This is a genomic window from Bradyrhizobium oligotrophicum, from assembly GCF_051168495.1.
GTDB lineage: Bacteria > Pseudomonadota > Alphaproteobacteria > Rhizobiales > Xanthobacteraceae > Bradyrhizobium > Bradyrhizobium oligotrophicum_A.
This window is the reverse complement of the sequence record NZ_JBNPVB010000004.1, coordinates 180,304-199,874: the sequence shown is the minus strand read 5'-3', so window position 1 is coordinate 199,874 and position 19,571 is coordinate 180,304. Positions and strand designations below refer to the sequence as shown.

The 19,571-nt window shown below is 65.9% G+C and carries 16 protein-coding genes; 3 read left to right on the top strand and 13 right to left on the bottom strand.

The genetic code is table 11. From position 1 onward, the window contains the following. Positions 1 to 8: 8 nt before the first annotated feature. Both ACQR1B_RS10255 and ACQR1B_RS10250 read left to right on the top strand, forming a co-directional pair. On the top strand, positions 9 to 617 hold the full coding sequence (locus ACQR1B_RS10255; RefSeq protein WP_434831052.1) for a 2-hydroxychromene-2-carboxylate isomerase: 609 nt from the start codon (positions 9 to 11) through the stop codon (positions 615 to 617). Then, complete coding sequence (locus ACQR1B_RS10250) at positions 617 to 1,594, top strand: NADPH:quinone oxidoreductase family protein (protein ID WP_434831053.1); 978 nt, start codon at positions 617 to 619, stop codon at positions 1,592 to 1,594. Before ACQR1B_RS10255 ends, ACQR1B_RS10250 begins: the two co-directional genes overlap by 1 nt. Before the next feature lie 38 nt (positions 1,595 to 1,632). Here ACQR1B_RS10250 and ACQR1B_RS10245 read toward each other — a convergent pair whose 3' ends face one another. From ACQR1B_RS10245 to ACQR1B_RS10185, 13 genes are all read right to left on the bottom strand, one after another. Further along, positions 1,633 to 2,475 carry a phosphodiesterase gene (locus ACQR1B_RS10245; RefSeq protein WP_434831054.1) on the bottom strand — a complete coding sequence of 281 codons (843 nt, stop codon included), beginning with the start codon at positions 2,473 to 2,475 and terminating at the stop codon, positions 1,633 to 1,635. A 4-nt stretch (positions 2,476 to 2,479) separates the two neighbouring features. Then, positions 2,480 to 3,544, bottom strand: a complete 1,065-nt coding sequence (locus ACQR1B_RS10240; protein ID WP_434831055.1) for an ABC transporter ATP-binding protein — start codon at positions 3,542 to 3,544, stop codon at positions 2,480 to 2,482. Further along, entirely contained in the window at positions 3,541 to 4,326 is a 786-nt protein-coding gene (locus ACQR1B_RS10235) for an ABC transporter permease (protein WP_434831056.1), read from the bottom strand. Before ACQR1B_RS10235 ends, ACQR1B_RS10240 begins: the two co-directional genes overlap by 4 nt. A 4-nt stretch (positions 4,327 to 4,330) precedes the next feature. Then, positions 4,331 to 5,146 (bottom strand): ABC transporter permease, encoded by an 816-nt coding sequence (locus ACQR1B_RS10230; RefSeq protein ID WP_434831057.1) that lies wholly within the window; start codon positions 5,144 to 5,146, stop codon positions 4,331 to 4,333. A 49-nt stretch (positions 5,147 to 5,195) separates the two neighbouring features. Then, positions 5,196 to 6,203 (bottom strand): ABC transporter substrate-binding protein, encoded by a 1,008-nt coding sequence (locus ACQR1B_RS10225; RefSeq protein ID WP_434831058.1) that lies wholly within the window; start codon positions 6,201 to 6,203, stop codon positions 5,196 to 5,198. 276 nt (positions 6,204 to 6,479) lie between these two features. Then, positions 6,480 to 7,370, bottom strand: coding sequence for a crotonase/enoyl-CoA hydratase family protein (locus ACQR1B_RS10220; RefSeq protein WP_434831059.1), 891 nt, complete (start codon positions 7,368 to 7,370; stop codon positions 6,480 to 6,482). Positions 7,371 to 7,588: 218 nt separating this feature from the next. Next, positions 7,589 to 9,010, bottom strand: a complete 1,422-nt coding sequence (locus ACQR1B_RS10215; protein ID WP_434831060.1) for an amidase — start codon at positions 9,008 to 9,010, stop codon at positions 7,589 to 7,591. Between the two features lie 59 nt (positions 9,011 to 9,069). Next, a complete protein-coding gene (locus ACQR1B_RS10210) occupies positions 9,070 to 10,233 on the bottom strand; it encodes a M20 aminoacylase family protein (RefSeq protein ID WP_434831061.1) in 1,164 nt (387 codons plus the stop codon). 336 nt (positions 10,234 to 10,569) lie between these two features. Then, positions 10,570 to 12,075 carry a M81 family metallopeptidase gene (locus ACQR1B_RS10205; protein ID WP_434831062.1) on the bottom strand — a complete coding sequence of 502 codons (1,506 nt, stop codon included), beginning with the start codon at positions 12,073 to 12,075 and terminating at the stop codon, positions 10,570 to 10,572. A 281-nt stretch (positions 12,076 to 12,356) separates the two neighbouring features. Further along, positions 12,357 to 14,003, bottom strand: a complete 1,647-nt coding sequence (locus tag ACQR1B_RS10200; RefSeq protein ID WP_434831063.1) for an ABC transporter ATP-binding protein — start codon at positions 14,001 to 14,003, stop codon at positions 12,357 to 12,359. A gap of 174 nt (positions 14,004 to 14,177) precedes the next feature. After that, positions 14,178 to 15,068: an ABC transporter permease gene (locus ACQR1B_RS10195; protein WP_434831064.1), complete on the bottom strand. Its 891-nt coding sequence runs from the start codon at positions 15,066 to 15,068 to the stop codon at positions 14,178 to 14,180. A gap of 12 nt (positions 15,069 to 15,080) precedes the next feature. After that, the gene (locus ACQR1B_RS10190) at positions 15,081 to 16,022 is read right to left on the bottom strand and encodes an ABC transporter permease (protein WP_434831065.1); all 942 of its coding nucleotides are present in this window, start codon (positions 16,020 to 16,022) and stop codon (positions 15,081 to 15,083) included. A 491-nt stretch (positions 16,023 to 16,513) separates the two neighbouring features. After that, entirely contained in the window at positions 16,514 to 17,644 is a 1,131-nt protein-coding gene (locus ACQR1B_RS10185) for a M20/M25/M40 family metallo-hydrolase (RefSeq protein ID WP_434831066.1), read from the bottom strand. A gap of 269 nt (positions 17,645 to 17,913) precedes the next feature. Here ACQR1B_RS10185 and ACQR1B_RS10180 point away from each other — a divergent pair, with 269 nt between their 5' ends. Further along, positions 17,914 to 19,527 (top strand): ABC transporter substrate-binding protein, encoded by a 1,614-nt coding sequence (locus ACQR1B_RS10180; protein ID WP_434831067.1) that lies wholly within the window; start codon positions 17,914 to 17,916, stop codon positions 19,525 to 19,527. Positions 19,528 to 19,571 lie beyond the last annotated feature (44 nt).

The window sequence follows — 19,571 nt, the reverse complement described above, 5'->3', positions numbered from 1 at the left end:
ACCCACACATGATCGAATTCTTCTTCGACTGCTCCAGCCCCTGGACTTATCTCGCCTTTCACAACATCCAGCCGCTGGCGCGCGAGTTCGGCGTCGACATCGTCTGGCGGCCCATTCTCGTCGGCGGCATCTTCAACACCGTCAATCCGAGCGTCTATGCGCAACGCGAGGCGCCGGTGCCGGCCAAGGCAGCCTACATGCTGAAGGACCTCGGCGACTGGGCGCGCTCGGCGAGCCTGAAGATCAAGATGCCGCCATCGGTGTTTCCGGTGAACAGCGTGAAAGCGATGCGCGGCTGCATCTGGCTGGGGCAGGACATGGTGCCGTTCGCGCGGTCCGTGTTCGAGATCTATTGGGGCGAGGACCAGGACATCTCGCAGGATGCGGTTCTCACCGAGGTGTGCCGGCGCGCCGGCATCGATGCGAAGGCGTTGTTCGACGGGATCGCGCAGCAGGGTATCAAGGATCAGCTGCGCATCAATACCGAGGAGGTCGTCAAGCGCGGCGGCTTCGGTTCGCCGACCATCTTCGTGGACGTCAACGACATGTATTTCGGCAACGACCGCCTGCCGCTGATCCGCGAAGCACTGGTGCGCGCGAAGGGACCGACAGCCTGATGCCGCGCGCCATCGTCTGCCGCGAGCTCGGTCCGCCGGAGAAGCTGAGTCTCGAAGACCTTCCACCACGCCCGCTCGCCGACGGCGAGGTGCGCGTGACGATCCGCGCCGCCGGCATCAACTTTCCGGACATACTGATGGCGGCGGGCGAGTATCAGCTCAAACCGGAGCTGCCGTTCACGCCGGGCGTGGAGGCGGCTGGCGATGTGATCGAGGCTGGTGCCGGGGTGACCGATCATGCCGTCGGCGACAGGGTGATCGTGCGCATGCGCTTCGGCGCCTATGCGGAAGAGGCGGTGGTCGCGCCGAGCCAGCTCACGCCGCTGCCGTCGACTTTCGACTACGCGGAGGGCGCGACCTATCTGGCCGGCCACGGCACCGCGCATCACGCGCTGGTCGATCGCGGCAAGCTCGAGCCGGGCGAGACGCTGCTGGTACACGGCGCAGGCGGCGGCGTCGGCCTCGCCGCCGTCGAGATCGGCAAGCTGCTGGGCGCGACCGTGATCGCGGCGGCCTCGACCGAGGAGAAGCTCGCGGTCGCGAGGGCGCGCGGCGCCGATCATCTCGTGCTCTATGCCCGCGAGCCGTTCCGTGAGGCGGTGAAGCGCATCACCGACGGTCGCGGCGTCGACGTCGTGTTCGATCCCGTCGGCGGCGAGGTGTTCGAGAACAGCGTCCGCTGCATCGCCTGGGGGGCGCGGCTCCTGGTGATCGGCTTCACCGGTGGCATTGGTCTCGCGCGCACCAATTTGATCCTGATGAAGGGCGCCAGCGTGCTCGGTGTGCGCGCCGGCGAGGCGGTGCGCAGGGATCCGAGGCTTGGCGAGGCGCGCATGGCCGCGCTGCTCGCCTGGGCGGAGCAGGGCAAGTTGCGGCCCAACGTCTCGCACCGCATTCGGTTCGAGGACTACGCGCGGGCGATGCGGCTCCTGATCGATCGCAAGGCGATCGGCCGCGTCGCGCTGGTGATGAACTAGACCCGGCACGCCGATCTGAAGACAGGCGAGGTGCGCGTCTAGTCGATCAGTCGGCCTGCGGCGTCGAAGAACGGGTGCGGCCCGTCGAAGTCTCCGATCGGAATCTGATGCGTGACGACCGTGCCGAAGCCGGATCCTGGGTGCCAGCTGTGGAGATGGAAGGCCGGCGGCTCGACCTTGAAGCCAGGCGGCCGCGACGCGGACAGATCCAGATCGACCGCATGGTTCGGCGCGGGACAGATGGTGCAGGCGGCACCGGCGAACCTGGTCAGCGCGGCCCGGTGAACATGCCCGCAGCCGATCAGTTGCACGCGCGGGTGACGCCCGACGATCGCCGCCAAATCGTCGGCATTTCTCAGATGTTGCGCGTCCATGTGCCAGATGCCAGTCGCGAATGGCGGATGATGCAGGAACAACAGCGCCGGCCGTTGCCGCGAGGCGGACAGCGTTGCGTCGAGCCACGCGAGACTTGGTTCGTCGAGTTCGCCATACGGCTGGCCCGGCACGCTGGAATCCAGCAGGATCAGTTCGAGACCCTCCAAGGTCAGCCGCTGGTTCAGTGCACCGGACGCCGCGGCATAGAGCTGATCGGGAAATGCAGCGCGCATCAGGTCGCGTGAATCGTGATTTCCCGGAATGGCCGCAACGGGAATCTTCAGTTCGGCCAGCAGGCTCAGCAGGTGCTCATATTCCGCAGCGGCGGGCGTGTCGGCCAGATCGCCGGAGATCACCACCAGATCGGGGGCCGGCTCGAACCGGTTCAGCTCGGCGATGCAGCGCGCCAGCGCCCGCGCGGTGTCGACCCGGCGATAGGCAAGGCGGCCGGGCGACTTGATGTGCAGATCGGAGATCTGGGCAATGTGCAAAGGTCTTGCGGTCATGGCGTCACTGGCCTTCTTCCGGCAGCAGGCGGATCGAGTCCGGGGCGATCGACAGGCCGATCCGTTCTCCCACGCTGATCCGGGTCTTGTTCGGCGTGTCGACGGCCAGAAGCCGGTCGGCCGCGTCGCGAACGACGACGCGCTGCCGATCGCCGGCGAAGCGGACGCTGTCGACGATGCCGGTCAGGCCCGACGCGTGCGCAGCGACGATCCCTATGGTTTCAGGACGGACCATCGCCACGACCCGGGCGCGACTGCCGGTGTCGTTGACCGGTTGCCGTCCGCCTGGAAGCACGAGATGGCCGCTGTCCATCGCGGCCTCGATGATGTTCGCAGCGCCGACGAATTCGGCGACGAAGCGATTGGCTGGAGCGAAATAGATCTCGCGCGGCGTGCCGGCCTGGGCGATGGCGCCCTTGCTCATGACGACGATGCGGTCGCCGAGCTCCATGGCTTCGGCCTGATCGTGCGTCACATAGATGGTCGTGATTCCGAGCGTCCGCAGCAGCCGGTTGAGCTCGCCGCGTAGGCGCTCGCGCAAGGCTGCATCCAGCGCCGTGAGCGGCTCGTCGAGCAGAAGCACGTTCGGCCTGATCGCGACGGCACGCGCCAGGGCGACGCGCTGGCGCTGGCCGCCGGAGAGCTGATCGATGCGGCGATGCTCGAGCCCGGACAGGTTGGTCAGCTCGACCAGCTCCGCCACGCGCGCCGCCCGCTCGGCCCTGGGCGTGCCGCGGATCTTCAGCCCATAGCCGATATTGTCGGCGACGCTCATGTTCGGAAACAGCGCATAGGACTGAAACACCATGCCGACATTGCGCCGCTCGATCGGGAGCTTCGTCAAATCCTTGCCGTCGAACAGGATGCGCCCACCCTGGTCCGGCACTTCGAGCCCCGCAATGATGCGAAGCAAGGTGGTCTTGCCGCAGCCGGACGGCCCGAGCAGCACCATCGTTTCGCTCCGCGCGATGTCGAGGGTCGCGGGCGCGAGCGCGCGTGTCCCGTCGGCGTATGTCTTGCCGCAATTGTCGATCCGCAGCGAGGCGCCTTGTTCGATCATCGTGCTCATCTCGGATTGCCCCTTTCGCCGTACCATTGCATGGCGACCAGCAGGGGGATGATCATCACGAAGAAGATCAGCGTGTAGGCCGAGGCGACTTCGAGCCGCATCGATGCATAGCTGTCGGCGAGGCCGATCGGCAGTGTCTTGGTCAAGGGCGTGTGCAACATCCAGGTCAGGTTGAATTCGCCGAGCGAGAGCGTGACGACCATCAGGCTGCCGGCGAGAATTCCCGACGCGGCATTGGGGACGATGACGTCGACGAAGCGGCGCCATGGCGAGGCCCCGAGCGATGCGGCGCCTTCGTCGAGCGACTTGACGTCGATGGTGGCGAACACGGCCATGACCGAGCGGACCATGAAGGGCATCGTGAAAATCACATGCCCGACGAGAATGAACATCCATGACCTGCGGAAACTGCCGAAGCCGCCATAGGTGAGCAGCAGCGCCAAGGCGATGGCAAGCCCGGGAATGGCCAGCGGCAGCGTGATGATCTCTTCGACCAGACGCGCCGTGCGGCCGCCGCGGACATAGAGCGCATAGGCGGCGGGAACGCCGGCCACGAGCGTCACGGCCAGCGTTCCGAAGGCGATCAGCAGCGAGGACAGGATCGTGCCGGCGTAGAGCTCCCACACCTGCACGACCCATTGCAGCGTCATGCCGGACTGAATGCCGCGGAAGTAGTTGACCGTGACGCCTGCGGTGATCGACAGGCAGGCCGGCACGACGAGAAAGGCGGCAACGAGCACCGTGAACAGAAACTGGCCGGCAAAGATTATTCGATTGCGCACGCGTCTAGCCCGCCGCTGCAACGGAATTGCCGCTCAGGGAGCGTGCCAGCGCGAGCATCAGCCAGGTCAGCAGTCCCAGTCCGACCGAGAGCGCGGCCGATGTCGCGAGATTTCCCGCGAGCGTGAACTCGGTATAGATCAGCATCGGCAGGACATCGAGGTTGGTCGCAAGCGTGAAGGCCGTCCCGAAGGCGCCCATGGCCGTGGCAAACGCAATGGCGCCGGAGGCGACGAGAGCCGGCGCCAGCGCCGGCAGGATCACGTCGCGGAGCACCGCCCAGGGACCCGCGCCGAGCGATCTGGCGGCCTCCTCGAGGCCGGGATCGAGTTTTTGCGCCGCTGCCATGATGGTGAGGATGACCCGTGGTATCGAGAAGTAGATGTAGCCCAGGAAGAGCCCGTAAACCGAATAGGCGAAGACGAGCTTATCGCCGGTCAGGCGGGCCGAGAGGTCGCCGATGAGACCCTGGCGCCCGGCCAGCAGAATGATCATGAAGCCGACCACGACGCCGGGGAAGGCGAGCGGGAAGGTCAGCATCGCAACCAGAATCGCGCGGCCGGGAAAGCGGTGGCGCTGAAGGAACAGGCCGGCAATCGTTGCCACGACCAGGGTGACGATCGTGGCCGTCCCAGCCAGCAGAACCGTATTGATCAGCGTGGTCCGATAACGCGGCTCGACGAGGATCGCGAGATATTCCGCGAGCCCGTGAGGGCCGTCCGCACCGGTGACGAGAAGGCGCGCCATCGGCAGCAGAAAGAATGCCGCCGTGAGCGCCGCCAGGGGCAGCAGGCAGAGCCAGAGAAAGAATCGATGTGACATCAGATCAGGCGCGCCCCGCGCGCCTGCGGCGGGCGGGGCGCAAACTCCTTCAGCGAATCTCGGCCAGATAGCGGTCGACGAAGCCCTTTTGGGCGTTTTCCATGTCGCCCCAGTCGACGCTCTTGGCGCGGGCGTAGTCGCTGTCGGGCAGGAACCTGCTCTTGACGGCCTCGGGCAATTCGATCGGGCGCGCCGGACGCAGATAGGCGTTGGTCCAGATCGCCTGCCCCTTGTCGGACAGCAGATAGTCCATCACCTTCTTCGCCTTTTCCTGGTCGGGGGCGTTCTTCACCAGGCCGACGACATAGGGAAACACGACCGAGCCTTCGCAGGGAATGACGAACTCGAAGTTGCCCTTTTCCGAGTATTTTGCGCGATAGGCGTTGAAGTCGTAGTCGAACAGGATCGGCATCTCTCCCGATACGACGCGGGCATAGGAGGTCTGCTTCGGCACCATCGGATCGTTCTTGCGCAGCTCCTTGAAGAAGCTGATGGCCGGCTCGAAGTTGGCGGACGAACCGCCGAGCGCGATGTTCACTGCGACGGCGCCGACATAGCCGACCGCCGCGGAGCTCGGATCGAGATAGCCGACCATGCCCTTGTAGTCCGGCTTCAGGAGGTCCTTCCAGCAGGCGGGCACGGGCTTTCCGCCGAGCGCGTCCTTGTTGACGAAGAGGCCCAGCGTTCCCGAGTGGATCGTGGTCCAGTAGCCGTCCGCGTCTTTCAGACCCGCGGGGACGTCGTTCCAATGCGCCGGCTTGTAGGGATCGAGGGCGCCCTGGGCCTTCGCCTTCATGCCGAAGGTCACGCCGAAATAGCCGATGTCGCCGACGGGGTTGCTCTTCTCGGCGAGAATCTGGGCCAGCGCCTGGCCGGAGTTCTTGTTGTCGTGAGGAATGTCGTAGCCGAGATCGCTCTTGATCGCCTTGAGCATCGAGGCCCAGTCGGCCCATTCCGGCGGACAATTGTAGCAGATGACGTCAGCGGCCTTGGCCGGCTGCGATGGCGCCAGAAAACACAGCGCAAGCAGGGCGAGCGCGAGGCGAGTGACCTTCATAGAACAGACTCCGTATCGCTGGCATTCCAGCCAGTCTCGGAGTTTCCCTAAAGGCGGCACATGACAGATTTGCGACAATTAGTCAGCAAGGCCGGATTAGGTCCGTTGCGTCCACTGCGACGACGAAATTGCAGCTTCTGAATGCGCGTCAGTTACGTCTGCTGTGAAGGGCGACCGGTTCTCGGAGAGAGCCTGTCATTGCAGGGGGAGCGATGCGTTGCGCGCAAATACCTTCGCTATTTGTCGGGACGCACCGCCCGTAATGATGCGCGGGGGTTACCGATAGTCCCGCTCGTCCCACCATGGGAAATAGTCCGGCATGTCGGCGGTGACCGTATTCTGGAACTGCGCCGGGCGCTTCTCCAGGAACGACACCACGCCTTCCTTGACGTCGTCGGAGCGTCCGCGTGCGTAGATGCCGCGGCTGTCGACCTTGTGCGCCTCCATCGGATCGTCGGCGCCCATCATGCGCCACATCATCTGGCGGATCAGCGCGATCGACACCGGCGCGGTCTTCTCGGCGATCTCGCGCGCCAGCGCGCGTGCGGTCGGCAGCAGGTCGTCCGGCGGCACCACCTTGCTGACGAGGCGGCCTTCAAGCGCCTCCTGCGCCGGAAACACGCGGCCGGTGTAGCACCATTCCAGCGCCTGCGAGATGCCGACGAGGCGCGGCAGGAACCAGCTCGACGCAGCCTCGGGCACGATGCCGCGCTGGGAGAACACGAAGCCGAACCGGGCCGCTTCCGAGGCGATGCGGATGTCCATTGCGAGCTGCATGGTGACGCCGATGCCGACGGCCGGCCCGTTCACCGCGGCGATCACCGGCTTCAGCGACTTGAAGATGCGCAGCGTCACCTGGCCGCCGCCGTCGCGCACCTGCGGATCGGAATAGTCGACGCGGCCGTCGGCATGGCGCTTGACCGGCCCGCGCTTGGCGTCGCGGTCGAAGGTGTCGGCACCCGAGGAGAGATCGGCGCCGGCGCAGAACGCGCGGCCCGCGCCGGTGACGATGATCGCCCGGACGCCGTCGTCCTTGTCGGCGCGATCGAAGGCGTCGATCAGTTCCTCCATCATCGTGCCGGTGAAGGCGTTGAGCTTCTCGGGGCGGTTCAGCGTGATGGTGAGGATCTTGTCAGTGACGTCGTACAGAATCGTCTGATAGGTCATGAGCGTTTCCCGATGTGTTGTTGTTCTCGTTGTTAGAAACGGCATTCCGCGGCGATGCGCAAGCATCGATCGATGTCACGCGGCAAGGCGCGTCTGGCATTCCGTAGGGTAGGCAAAGGCGCAGCGCGCCCACCGTTGTCACCGATGACACGGTGGTGGGCACGGCGCGATCAGCCGCGGTGCGCGTCGATGGCTCGGGGGGCGCGCCTTGGCCCACCCTACGAATTCGAAGGCGCGACCGGCCACGGCCGCTGCTCGCCACGCAGGCTCTCGAACGTCTTCGCCAGCCCCAGCACACCCACATCGTCGAAGCGGCGGCCGATGATCTGCAGGCCGATCGGGAAGCCCTCGGCATCATAGCCCGCATTGACCGAGATGGCCGGGTTCTCCGACATGTTCCAAGGCACGGTATAGGTGATGTGCTCGAACGGCGCCTGCGGATCATTGTTGGGCGAGGCGAATTCGGCCGGAAACTTCACGCCCGGTGAGACCGGCGAGATGATGTAGTCGTAGTCGCAGAACAGCTTTGCGGCGGCGGCGCGCAACGCCATCGTGACGTTGAACCCCCTGACGACCTCGACCCCGGACAGCGCAGCACCACGCTCGGCCCATTGCAGGATGTAGGGCAGGGTTTTCGCGCGCACTTCGGGCGCGAGCCGCGCCAGATCGTCCCACAGCCGCGCGCGCCAGAAATTGTCGAGGCCGTCGAGCATCTCGCGGGTGAGAATGCCCTTGACCTCGCTGACCACGGCGCCGGCGTCCGCGAATGCTTTCGCCGCGGCGAGCGTCGTCGCCCGCACCGACTCCTCCAGCGCCTGGCCGACGCCGCCGAGATCGAGCATCAGGCCGATGCGCAGCTTGCGGACCGGCTTCTCCGCGACCTTCCAATGCAGGTCCGAGGGTGGCAGGCTGGTGCCGTCGCGCCGGTCGGGCTTGGAGAGCACGCTCATCATCAGCGCGGCATCGTCGACGATGCGCGTCATCGGACCGGCGACGCGGCCGACATAGGGCGGATCGATCGGCACCCGGCCGAAGCTCGGCTTGAGGCCGACGAGGCCGCACCACGACGCCGGCAGCCGGATCGAGCCGCCGATATCGGTGCCGACATGCAGCGGGCCGTAGCCGGCGGCGGCTGCGGCGCCCGCACCCGCGCTGGAGCCGCCGGGATTCATCCGCAGATCCCACGGATTGCGCGTCAGCGGATGGAAGCTCGACAAGCCCGACGACAGCATGCCGTAATCGGGCATCGTGGTCTTGGCGAAGATGATCGCGCCGGCCTCGCGCAGGCGCGCGACCGGCGGGGCATCCGCCGCCAGCGGTGCGCGCGTGACACTGGCCGCGCCGAGCGGCATCGGCTGGCCCTTGGTGGCGAGGTTGTCCTTCACCGTCGCCGGCACGCCGTCGAGGATGCCGGCCGGCTCGTCCTTGGCCCAGCGCTCGGTCGATGCCTTCGCCGCGGCCCGCGCGGCGTCGACGTCGAGCAGATACAGCGCCTTGATATGTGGCTCCCACAGCGCGACATGTGCCAGCACGTCGTCCATGACCTCGGACGGCGAGAACTGTCGTGCGCGGTAGCCTGCGATCAGATCGACCGCAGAGAGATCGTGCAGCGAGGCGACGTCGTCCGAGGGCTTGTGCATGCGGGTGCTCCGATGACGAGTGCGCGACGGAGTTGATCGGACCGTCGGGTCCGCCGCGGCTAGGCCGCGGGCAGGCGTGTCTCGATGATGCGGGCGAACATGCTGGCGCCGATCGGCAGGATCTTGTCGTCGAGCACATAGCCGGGATTGTGCACCGGGACCGAGCCGTCATGGCCGACCCAGAAATAGGCGCCCGGGACCGCCTGCAGCATGTCGGCGAAATCCTCGCTGCCCATCTTCGGCGTCGTGCGCGTCACCACCTTGGACGGTTCGACCACGGTGCGCGCGACCTCCTCGACCACCTTGGAGTGCTCCTCCTGGTTCACCAGCACGCTGAACACGTCGCGAATGTCGACGTTGATCTCGCAGTTGAACGCGGCCGCCATGCCGGCGCAGATCGTCCGCATCCGCTCACGGATCAAAGTGCGCACGGAATCCGAGAACGCACGCACGGTGCCGCACAGCCAGGCGTCGCCGGGAATGACGTTGTAGGCGGAGCCGGCATGGATCTGGGTGATCGAGACGACCGCCGCCTGCAGCGGCTCGACGTTGCGGCTGACGATGGTCTGGATCGCCTGCGCCACGCTGGTCGCGATCACGACCGCGTCCTTGGAGCGCTCGGGCATCGCGCCATGGGCGCCATAGCCGGAGATGCGGATGTCGAAGAAGTCGGCGCCGGCCATCGCCGGTCCCGGCAGGATCGCGATCTCGCCATGGGCGAGGTCGGGCGCGTTGTGCAGGCCGTACAGCTCGTCGCACGGAAACTTCTGGAACAAGCCGTCCTTGATCATCGCCCGCGCGCCGCCGAGACCTTCCTCGGCCGGCTGGAAGATGAAGTGCACGGTGCCGTCGAAATTGCGGGTCTCGGCGAGATAGCGCGCGGTGCCGAGCAGCATCGTGGTGTGGCCGTCATGGCCGCAGCCGTGGAAGCGGCCGGGGATGGTCGAGCGCCACGGCAGGTTGGTGTTCTCCTCCATCGGCAGCGCGTCCATGTCGGCGCGCAGGCCGATCCGCTTGCCGCCGTCGCCCTTGCCCTTGAGCACGCCGATCACGCCGGTGCCGCCGAGGCCGCGATGCACCTCGATGCCCCATTGCGCGAGCTTCTCGGCCACGATGCCGGAGGTGCGCGTCTCCTCGAAACCGATCTCGGGATGGGCGTGCAGGTCGCGGCGGATGGCGGTGAGCTCGTCGGCGTAGCCTTGGATGCGATCGATGGTCGGCATGGATGTTGTCCAGTTAAGCGGGAGAGAAGTTGTTAGGCGAGCGGTGGTGTGCAGCGACGGTGTCGAATCTCAACCCTCTCCATGAACACGCCTCTTGGCGTGTCCATGGTCCGGTGTGCAGTGCCTCGGCTTTTGCCCCTCATGGTGAGGAGCCCGCCCCTTGGCGGGCGTCTCGAACCATGAGGCCGAGCTGGTCGCGGGCCTCGTCCTTCGAGACGCCCGCCCATGGGGCGGGCTCCTCAGGATGAGGGTAGAAAGCAGTGCACGAGGTGAGGGACGTCGGTTCGATATGCGTGTGGTGAGAACCATGAGGCCCCAACTGGATCCGACGACGACTCATCCCGCACCTCCAAACCCAGGTCCGTTCGGCTTCAGCCGAATGCCCGGGCGCAAGTTCTTCCAGGGCAGGGTGGAGGGATCGGCGGGCATCGCGCCGGGCGCGGCGCAGATCAGCAGTGTTTCCGCGATCGGCTCGAAATCGGCGCGGAAATGCACCGAACTCTTGTTGACGAGAATGGCCTGCTCGGTCGGCTCGATGCCGACGTAGCGGTACATTTCCTGATCGGCGAGCTGGGCCTTGTGCGAGCAGACGACGACACGGACGCCGCCGATGCGCAACGCCGCCGACGGGCCCATCTCCATCTTGCGACCGCCATAGAACGGGCCGGGCGCGATGAAGCGGCCGTCCGACAGCTTCTCGACGATGAAGCTCTCCTCGAACGGTGCATCGCCGGGAATGCCGCTCTTGCCGCCGAGCGCCAAGGTCACGGTCGCGCCTTCGCCGGCCGCATGGGCCGCCAGCGCCGCTTGCGGATCGTAGATCATGCCGATCGCGGCGCGGCTGGCACGGTTGCGCACCAGTGCGCGCAGCATGCCCGTGGTGTCGGAATCGCCGCCGGCGCCGGGATTGTCCTGGGTGTCGGCGATGACGATCGGCCGCGTCGCCGTCTTCGCCAGCGTCATCGCATGGCGCACGCCATCGTCGGGCGTGTAGATGCGGCCGTCGAAATCGTCCTCATGGCCCATGACGATGGCGGCGATCGCATCCGCGGCGGCATCGGCGTCGGCCTGCGTGCGGCCATAGGCGAAGACGCTGGGCCCGCAATGGGCGAAATCAGCGGCCGGAAAGCCCGGCGCGAACGACAGCGTCGGCACGGCCTCGCTCTGCAGCGCAGCCAGCTTCTCGTAGATGCCTTTGGTCGGCTGGTCGTTGGTGCATTGCCAGCTGATCGGGATCAGGAACGGCAGCTGCCGGAACGCCTTGGCCAGCGGTTGCTTCGCGTTCAACAGCAGCGCGAGATGTTCGGCGCTGGCGCGGCCGGTGTCGGCCATGTCGGTGTGCGGATATTTGCGGTAGGCGATCAGCGCATCGGCGTGCGCGATCATCTCGGGCGTGACGTTGGCATGCAGGTCGAGGCTCGCGACCAGCGGCACGCCGGGCCCGATCACCTTGCGCACGCGCGCGAGGATCTCGCCCTCGCCGTCGTCGAGATGCTCGGCCACCATCGCGCCGTGCAGGTCGAGATAGACGCCGTCGAGCGGGCCGGCGGCGACGATGCGCTCCACTATCGCGCCGGTGATTCGTTCGAACGCGTCCTTGGTAACGTGGGCGGACGGGCTCGCCGCGCAAGCGATGGTGGGAACGATGTCCCAGCCGCGAGCTTCGGCGACCGCGATGAAGCCGGCCTGGCCCGCATTGATGTCACGCATCGTGGTCAGCACGCTCGCGGCATCAGCGATCGAGCCACGGCCGCCGCCATGCATGAAGGCGTCGTAGTCCGCCTTGGTCGGTGCAAAGGTATTGGTCTCGTGCAGAAAGCCGCCGATCGCGACGCGCGTCATCAGTCCGCCTCAGGTCGTTGACGTGAAGGGCGACGTTAGACCGGGCCTCGCGCAAGGTGCAAGCAAACGAGCGATGCCGTTTTGCATGCGGGCCAAGATGACAGAGCGCGCAGCGGGTCAAGATGACGGAGCGCGTAGGGTGGGCAAAGGCGATGCCGTGCTGTCTCGCCACGCGAGATCGTTGTGGCGCCGTGCCCACCGTCTCAACCCCGAGGTTGCTGATCGACGGTGGGCACGCTGCCGCCTTTGGCGGCCGCTTTGCCCACCCTACAGCTACAGCCTTACGCCACCGCCTCGGATACCGGCCGGAAGTTCGCGAAATCCCAATTGCGGCCGGGCGCGGCTTCGAGCAGCGACCGCGTGTAGGCTTCCTTCGGATGGGTCAGGATCTCGCCGGCGGGCCCTTGCTCGACGATGCGGCCCTTCTGCATCACGACGACCTCGTCGCAGATCTGCGCGGCGACACGCAAATCATGCGTGATGAACAGGATCGCGATGCCGAGCCGGCGCTGGATCTCGTCGAGCAGCTCCAGCACCTGCGCCTGCACGGAGACGTCGAGCGCGGAGACGGCTTCGTCCGCCACCAGCACGTCCGGATCGAGCGCGAGCGCACGCGCAATCGCGATGCGCTGGCGCTGGCCGCCGGAGAACTGATGCGGATAGCGCGAGATCGCGTCCGCCGGCAGGCCGACCAGCTCGAGCAGCTCGCGGGCTCGCGCGATCGCCTTGTTGTGCGGCGTGCCGTAGTTGATCGGTCCCTCGGCGATGCTCTCGCCGACGGTGATGCGCGGATTGAGCGAACGGTACGGATCCTGGAACACGATCTGGATGCGCTTGCGGTGCGGTTGCAGCAGACGGCGGGTCAGGATCGAGATTTCGTGCCCGGCGAGGCGGACGCCGCCCGCGGTCGGATCGATCAGGCGGACGATGCAGCGCGCGACCGTCGATTTGCCGGAGCCGCTTTCGCCGACGATTCCGAGCGTGCGGCCCTTGCGCAAAGTGAGCGTCACGTCCTGCGCGGCGACGACCTCGCGTGCCTTGCCGAGGAACGAGCGCTCGCGATAGGTCTTGCCGAGCTCGGTGGTCTCCAGCACCACCGGTTCCTTGGTCGTGGGCCGCGGCGGGCGGGGGATGAGGCTCGGAACCGCGGCGAGCAGATTGCGCGTGTAGTCCATCTCGGGGCTGCGCAGGATCTTGTCGAGCGGGCCGGTCTCGACCAGGCGGCCCTGGCGCATGACGGCGACGCGGTCGGCGATCTCGGCGACGACGCCCATGTCGTGGGTGATGAACAGCACCGCGGTGCCGTGATCGCGCTGCAGGTCGCGGATCAGGGTCAGGATCTGCTTCTGGGTGGTGACGTCGAGCGCGGTGGTCGGTTCGTCGGCGATCAGGAGCTTTGGCTCCAGCACGAGCGCCATCGCGATCATGATGCGCTGGCGCTGGCCGCCGGAGAGGCGGTGCGGGTAGGAGGCGAAGATGCGCTCGACGTCGGGCAGGCGGACCTGCTCCATCATGTCGAGGATCCGCTTGCGCCGTGTCCGCGCGTCGAGGGACGTATGTGCGCGTAAGACTTCGTCGATCTGGCGGCCGACATGGACGACCGGATTGAGCGCGGTCATCGGCTCCTGGAAGATCATCGCCATCCGCGTGGCGCGCAGTTCGCGCAGACGCCGATCGCTGGCGGTGAGCAGCTCCTCTCCGACCAGCTTGACGCTGCCGCCGACGGCATGCAGCGCATTCTTCGGCAGCAGGCCCATGGTGGTCAGCGAGGTCACCGATTTGCCGGAGCCGCTCTCGCCGACGACGCAGAGCGTCTCGCCTTTTTCGACCTTGATCGAGACGCCGTCGATGATGCGCGGGCCGTTCGGATTCTTCGTCTTGCCGAGGGCGACGACGAGGTTGTCGATGTCGAGGATGGTGTCGGTCATGTGTTCAGGTCTCGGTCGCCGTGGCGAGGAATGCGTGGCCCGGATGAGCGCATCGACATCCGGGGCTTTCTATCTCCTCCGTCATTGCGAGGAGCGAAGCGACGAAGCAATCCAGAGTCCTGGGTGCAGCCCTGGATTGCTTCGCTGCGCTCGCAATGACGGCAACAATGTTTGTCACTTCACGCCCTCGCGCTGTTTCATGCGCGGGTCGAGCGCGTCGCGCGCGGCGTCGCCGATCAAATTGATCGAGAGAATCGCGATCGACAGCAACAGGCCCGGCCAGAAGATCAGCGACGGCTTGATCTGGAAGTAGGAGCGGCCCTCGGCCATGATGTTGCCCCAGGTCGGCGTCTCCGGGCTGATGCCGGCGCCGAGGAACGACAGGATCGCCTCGGTGAGAATGGCGGCGGCGCAGATGTAGGTGCCCTGGACGATCAGCGGCGCGACCGTGTTCGGCATCAGATGCCGCCACATGATCTTGGGCATCGAGGTGCCCAAGGAGATGGCAGCCTCGACATAGGGCTCCTCGCGCGCCGTCAGCACGACCGAGCGGACGAGGCGGGCGACGCGCGGGATCTCGACGATCGTGATCGCCATCATGACCGTGCCGACGCTGGCGCCCGACAGCGAGACCACGGCGATGGCGAGCAGGATGCTCGGGATCGCCATCAGGCCGTCCATCACGCGCATCATGATGGCGTCGACCCAGCGGAAGAAGCCGGAGACGAGACCGATCACGAGGCCGATCGCGATCGAGATGACGGCCGCGCCGACACCGACCAGCAGCGAAATGCGGCCGCCATAGATCGTGCGCGACAGCAGGTCGCGGCCATAGGCGTCGGTGCCGAGCAGGAATTGCGCGCTCGACGGTTTCAGCCGCTGCGACGGCGCGAGCAGCACCGGATCATGGGGCGCGAGCAGCGGCGCCAGCACCGAGACGATCACGATCAGCGCGAGGCACACCGTGGCCACGGCGATGATCGGGGTCGAGGTCAGAAAGCCGAACCGGGGGCCGAGCCGCGTGGTGACCGGGATCGACGGCTCAGGAGTGGTGACGATTGCCATCGGAATAGGGCCTCAGTAGCGGATACGGGGATCGAGAAGCGTGTAGGCGAGGTCGATCAGCAGATTGACCGCGAGATAGATGAACGAGGTCAGGAGGATCATGCCCTGGATGACCGGATAGTCGCGCGCCAGCACCGCGTCGACCGTCAGGCGGCCGATGCCCGGCAGGTTGAACACGCTCTCGGTGACGACGACGCCGGAGATCAGCAGCGCGAAGCCCGAGCCGATCACGGTGATGACCGGGACGGCGGCGTTGCGCAGCGCATGGCGCAGCAGCACCGCGACCTCGCTGACGCCCTTGGCGCGGGCGGTGCGCACGAAATCCTCGCCGAGCACGTCGAGCATGGCGGCCCGCGTCATGCGTGCGATCAGCGCGACGTAGATGAAGGACAGCGCGCATGTCGGCAAGATGATGCGTTCGAAGAACGGTCCGAAGCCGACGCTCAGGCTCTTGAATCCCTGGACCGGGACCCAGCGCAAATTGATCGCGAACAGCTGGATCAGGATGTAGCCGATCACGAAGACCGGCACCGAGAAGCCGAGCACCGACAGGCCCATCACGAAACGGTCGATCCAGGTGCCGTGCTTCCAGGCGGCGATGACGCCGAGCGGGACGGCAACGAGGATCGACAGGATGATGGTCGAGATCGCAACCGAAATCGAGGGCTCGATGCGCTGGCCGATCATCTGCAGCACCGGCACCTTGGAGATCAGCGACACGCCGAGGTCGCCGTGCAGGAGCTGATTGATCCAGCTGAAGAACTGGATGTAGAGCGGCTCGTTCAGTCCGAGCGTGGTGCGAATGCGCTCGAGCTGCTCGGGCGTGGCGTTGTCGCCGGCGAGAATCGCCGCGGGATCGCCGGGCGTCAGCCGCAGCAGGAGAAACACGAACAGCGCCACCACGCCCATCACCGGGATGGATGCGAGGATACGGCGGAGCAGATAACCGATCATCTTGAGAGAACCGTTGTCATGGTGCGGGGACGGTGCGCGGAATGTCGTGAGTTGACGGGATGGCGTGAGTTAAGTCTGCATGTCACCGTTGTTCATCGCTTTCAAGATCTCTGCTGCTGGCCTGCATGCGCATGCACGCTGATGAGACATGCGTCCCGATCGCTCGGATGCATCGCACCTGCGAACAATGTCGCGGCAACTTTCCGGCGCATTTTACGAAACTTTGCAAACCGCATGCCATCTTGAGTGCGTCGCAACATGATTGTACGCCGGCCCGCTATTGGTGCCGGAAAATGAAACCGCGCTGCTCCGCAGCAGGTATTGTTGGAACGGTAGGGTGGGCGAAGGCGCTGCTGTGCTGTCTCTACACATGGGATTGCAGTGACGCCGTGCCCGCCGTCTGGCCTCAACGTGCTGACCGACGGTGGACACGGTGCCGCCTTGCGGCGGCTGCTTTGCCCATGCTGCGCGGGCGAAACGGCTTCGAAGCCCTATGATAGGCTTGCGAGCAGGCCGGCCATCAGGCGGCCGCGCTCGGCGAGGCTGTCGATCTCGATGTACTCGTTGAGCGTATGCATGTCGGCGCCGCGGACGCCGAGGCCGTCGAGCGTGGGAATACCGAGCGCGCCGGTAAAGTTGCCGTCGGAACCGCCACCTGCCGAACCATGCGGCAGCGACAGCCCGAGCTGCTCGGCGATGTCCCGCGCCTTCTCGTACAGCGCCATGGTTCCGGAATCCGGCTCCCAGACCGGCCGGGTGACGCCGCGCGTCACTTTGAACGTCACGTCGTCGGTGGTGCCGGACAGTGCCAGCATGCGCTCGACGCCGCGATCGAGGTCGGCCTGCCGCTTGGCCATGCTCAGCGCTTCGCCGGTGCAGGTCGTGGCCACGCAATTGACCCATTGACCGCCATGCACGATGCCGACCGAGAAGGTGCAGTCCTCCGTCGTCATGGCGTCGATGGCGAGGATCTGCCGCGCCATTTCCCGGATGGCGGAACGCCCCGCAGCGAGCCGCGCGCCGGCATGGCTCGGCCGTCCGGTGGCTTCGAGATCGAAGCGGGCGATCGCATAGCGGCCGGTCACCACGCCGTTGTCGGGACGGCCCGGCTCGGGCACCAGCACGTATCTGTTGCGCCGGGCCTCGGCTTCGATGATGTCGCGGGTCGAAGGCGTGCCGACTTCCTCGTCCGGCGTGAACAGCACGGTAATCGGCAGCGGCGTCGTAACGCCTGCCTTGATCAACTGGCGGATCGCCTCCAGCGAGAGGTAGTTGCCGCCCTTCATGTCGCAGATTCCGGGCCCATGACATTTGTTGCCGTCACGGCGCCAAGGCAGCTTGGCCAGGGTGCCTATGGGGTGAACGGTATCCATGTGGCCGGCGATCAGGATGCCCGGCTCGCCCTGCTTCGGGTGCGGGAAGCGGGCGCGGACGCAGCCGGCGAAGCCCTGGCGTCCCGCGATGCGTTCGATCGTCGCACCCGAGATCGCCATGTCGCGCGCGGCGAGGTCCAGCATCCGTTCCACGGCGACGGCGTCCCAGGTCGGACTCTCGCATTCGACCCAGCCGCGCAGGCCCTGCAGCATGGCTTCGGTATCAAAGGGAAGGGCGGCTGGGTTCATGTGTGCTCTCTCGAGGCCTTGTCGTGAATCTCGCGCCACAAGACGATGGTCGCGCGCGCTTTGTAAAGGCAGGCTATGCAGCCGTTAACGGCATTCTGCGCCGAGAGCGGCATGCACTGAATGCGGATTGACGCGCAAGACGACCTCTGCAAGTGTCGAAAGCTCACGACTTACAGCGTGTTAGTTCGCCCAAGGATTGATCTGCACGCCCAACGAATGATCCGAATCTGATCAGTTTCAGGTCAACCACGCCTTTAGGAGACTCCGTAATGTTGCACATCCCGCGCTGGAAACGTCTGATGCTCGCCACGAGCCTCGCCGTTTCCATGCTTTCGCTCTCCACGGCGCTGAGCACGCAGGCCTTCGCTGCCGGCAAGAAGACGATCACGGCGGTGATGCATTCCGATCTCCGCGTCATCGATCCCGGCTTCACCACGGCCTACATCACCCGCGACCATGGCTACATGGTTTACGACACGCTGCTGGCGACCGATTCGAACTTCAAGATCCAGCCGCAGATGGCGGACTGGAAGGTCTCCGACGACAAGCTGACCTACACCTTCACCTTGCGCGACGGCCTGAAATGGCATGACGGCACTGACGTCACGGCGGAGGACTGCGTCGCCTCGCTGAAGCGCTGGGGCCGCAATGACGGCATGGGCCAGAAGCTGATGGACTTCACGGCCAGCCTCGAGGCGCCGGATGCCAAGACCATCGTGCTCAAGTTGAAGGAGCCCTACGGTCTCGTCCTGGAGTCGATCGCCAAGCCGTCCTCGCTGGTGCCCTTCATGATGCCGAAGCGTCTCGCCGAGACGCCGCAGGGCCAGCAGATCCCCGAGCAGATCGGATCGGGTCCATTCAAATTCGTCAAGGCGGAATTCCAGCCGGGCGTGAAGGCGGTCTACGAGAAGAACACCGACTACGTGCCGCGCAAGGAGCCGGCGAGCTGGACGGCGGGCGGCAAGGTCGTGAAGGTCGACCGCGTCGAGTGGATCACGATGGCGGATGCACAGACCGCGGTGAACGCGCTGCAGTCCGGCGACATCGATTTCATGGAGAACCTTCCCTACGACATGCTGCCGGTGCTCGAGGCGAACTCCGATCTGAAGATCGATGTCTTGAACAAGTTCGGCTACCAGACGCTCGGCCGCATGAACTTCCTGAACCCGCCGTTCGATAACGTGAAGGTCCGCCGCGCCGCCTTCCTGGCGCTGAACCAGAAGGACGTGCTCGACGCGCTGGTCGGCAATCCGAAGTACCAGAAGGTCTGCGGTGCGGTGTTCGTGTGCGGCACGCCGCTCGAGACCGACATCGGCGCCGAGACGCTGATCAAGGGCAACGGCATGGCCGAGGCCAAGAAGGCGCTCGCCGAATCCGGCTATGACGGCACGCCGATCGCGATCATGGCGCCAGGGGACGTGACCACGTTGAAGGCGCAACCGATTGTCTCGGCGCAGCTGCTCCGTGAAGCCGGCTTCAAGGTCGACCTGCAGGCGACCGACTGGCAGACCGTGGTGACGCGGCGCGCCAGCCAGAAGCCGGTCAAGGAAGGCGGCTGGAACATGTTCTTCACCAACTGGGTCGGCGCCGACGTCGCCAATCCCGTGGCGAACGTGTCGGTCGGTGGCCGCGGCACCAAGGGCGGCTGGTTCGGCTGGGCCGAGGACGCCGAGATCGAGAAGCTGCGGGACGCCTATGCGCGCGCAACCTCGCCGGACGAGCAGAAGAAGATCGCGACCGAGATCCAGAAGCAGAACTACGAGAAGGTGATCTACATCCCGCTCGGCCAGTACCTGGTCCCAGCCGGTTGGCGCAAGTCGCTGACCGGCATCCTCGATGGCCCGGCCACGCCAGTGTTCTGGAACGTCGATAAGAGCGAGTAGGGCGCGTTCGAAGCGGAAACCCAATGCGGCGGAGGCGACTCCGC

Coding starts and splice junctions, on each gene's coding strand:
- ACQR1B_RS10255 (WP_434831052.1), top strand. CDS start 9: ATGATCGAATTCTTCTTCGACTGCTCCAGCCCCTGGACTTATCTCGCC.
- ACQR1B_RS10250 (WP_434831053.1), top strand. CDS start 617: ATGCCGCGCGCCATCGTCTGCCGCGAGCTCGGTCCGCCGGAGAAGCTG.
- ACQR1B_RS10245 (WP_434831054.1), bottom strand. CDS start 2,475: ATGACCGCAAGACCTTTGCACATTGCCCAGATCTCCGATCTGCACATC.
- ACQR1B_RS10240 (WP_434831055.1), bottom strand. CDS start 3,544: ATGAGCACGATGATCGAACAAGGCGCCTCGCTGCGGATCGACAATTGC.
- ACQR1B_RS10230 (WP_434831057.1), bottom strand. CDS start 5,146: ATGTCACATCGATTCTTTCTCTGGCTCTGCCTGCTGCCCCTGGCGGCG.
- ACQR1B_RS10225 (WP_434831058.1), bottom strand. CDS start 6,203: ATGAAGGTCACTCGCCTCGCGCTCGCCCTGCTTGCGCTGTGTTTTCTG.
- ACQR1B_RS10220 (WP_434831059.1), bottom strand. CDS start 7,370: ATGACCTATCAGACGATTCTGTACGACGTCACTGACAAGATCCTCACC.
- ACQR1B_RS10215 (WP_434831060.1), bottom strand. CDS start 9,010: ATGCACAAGCCCTCGGACGACGTCGCCTCGCTGCACGATCTCTCTGCG.
- ACQR1B_RS10210 (WP_434831061.1), bottom strand. CDS start 10,233: ATGCCGACCATCGATCGCATCCAAGGCTACGCCGACGAGCTCACCGCC.
- ACQR1B_RS10205 (WP_434831062.1), bottom strand. CDS start 12,075: ATGACGCGCGTCGCGATCGGCGGCTTTCTGCACGAGACCAATACCTTT.
- ACQR1B_RS10200 (WP_434831063.1), bottom strand. CDS start 14,003: ATGACCGACACCATCCTCGACATCGACAACCTCGTCGTCGCCCTCGGC.
- ACQR1B_RS10195 (WP_434831064.1), bottom strand. CDS start 15,068: ATGGCAATCGTCACCACTCCTGAGCCGTCGATCCCGGTCACCACGCGG.
- ACQR1B_RS10190 (WP_434831065.1), bottom strand. CDS start 16,022: ATGATCGGTTATCTGCTCCGCCGTATCCTCGCATCCATCCCGGTGATG.
- ACQR1B_RS10185 (WP_434831066.1), bottom strand. CDS start 17,644: ATGAACCCAGCCGCCCTTCCCTTTGATACCGAAGCCATGCTGCAGGGC.
- ACQR1B_RS10180 (WP_434831067.1), top strand. CDS start 17,914: ATGTTGCACATCCCGCGCTGGAAACGTCTGATGCTCGCCACGAGCCTC.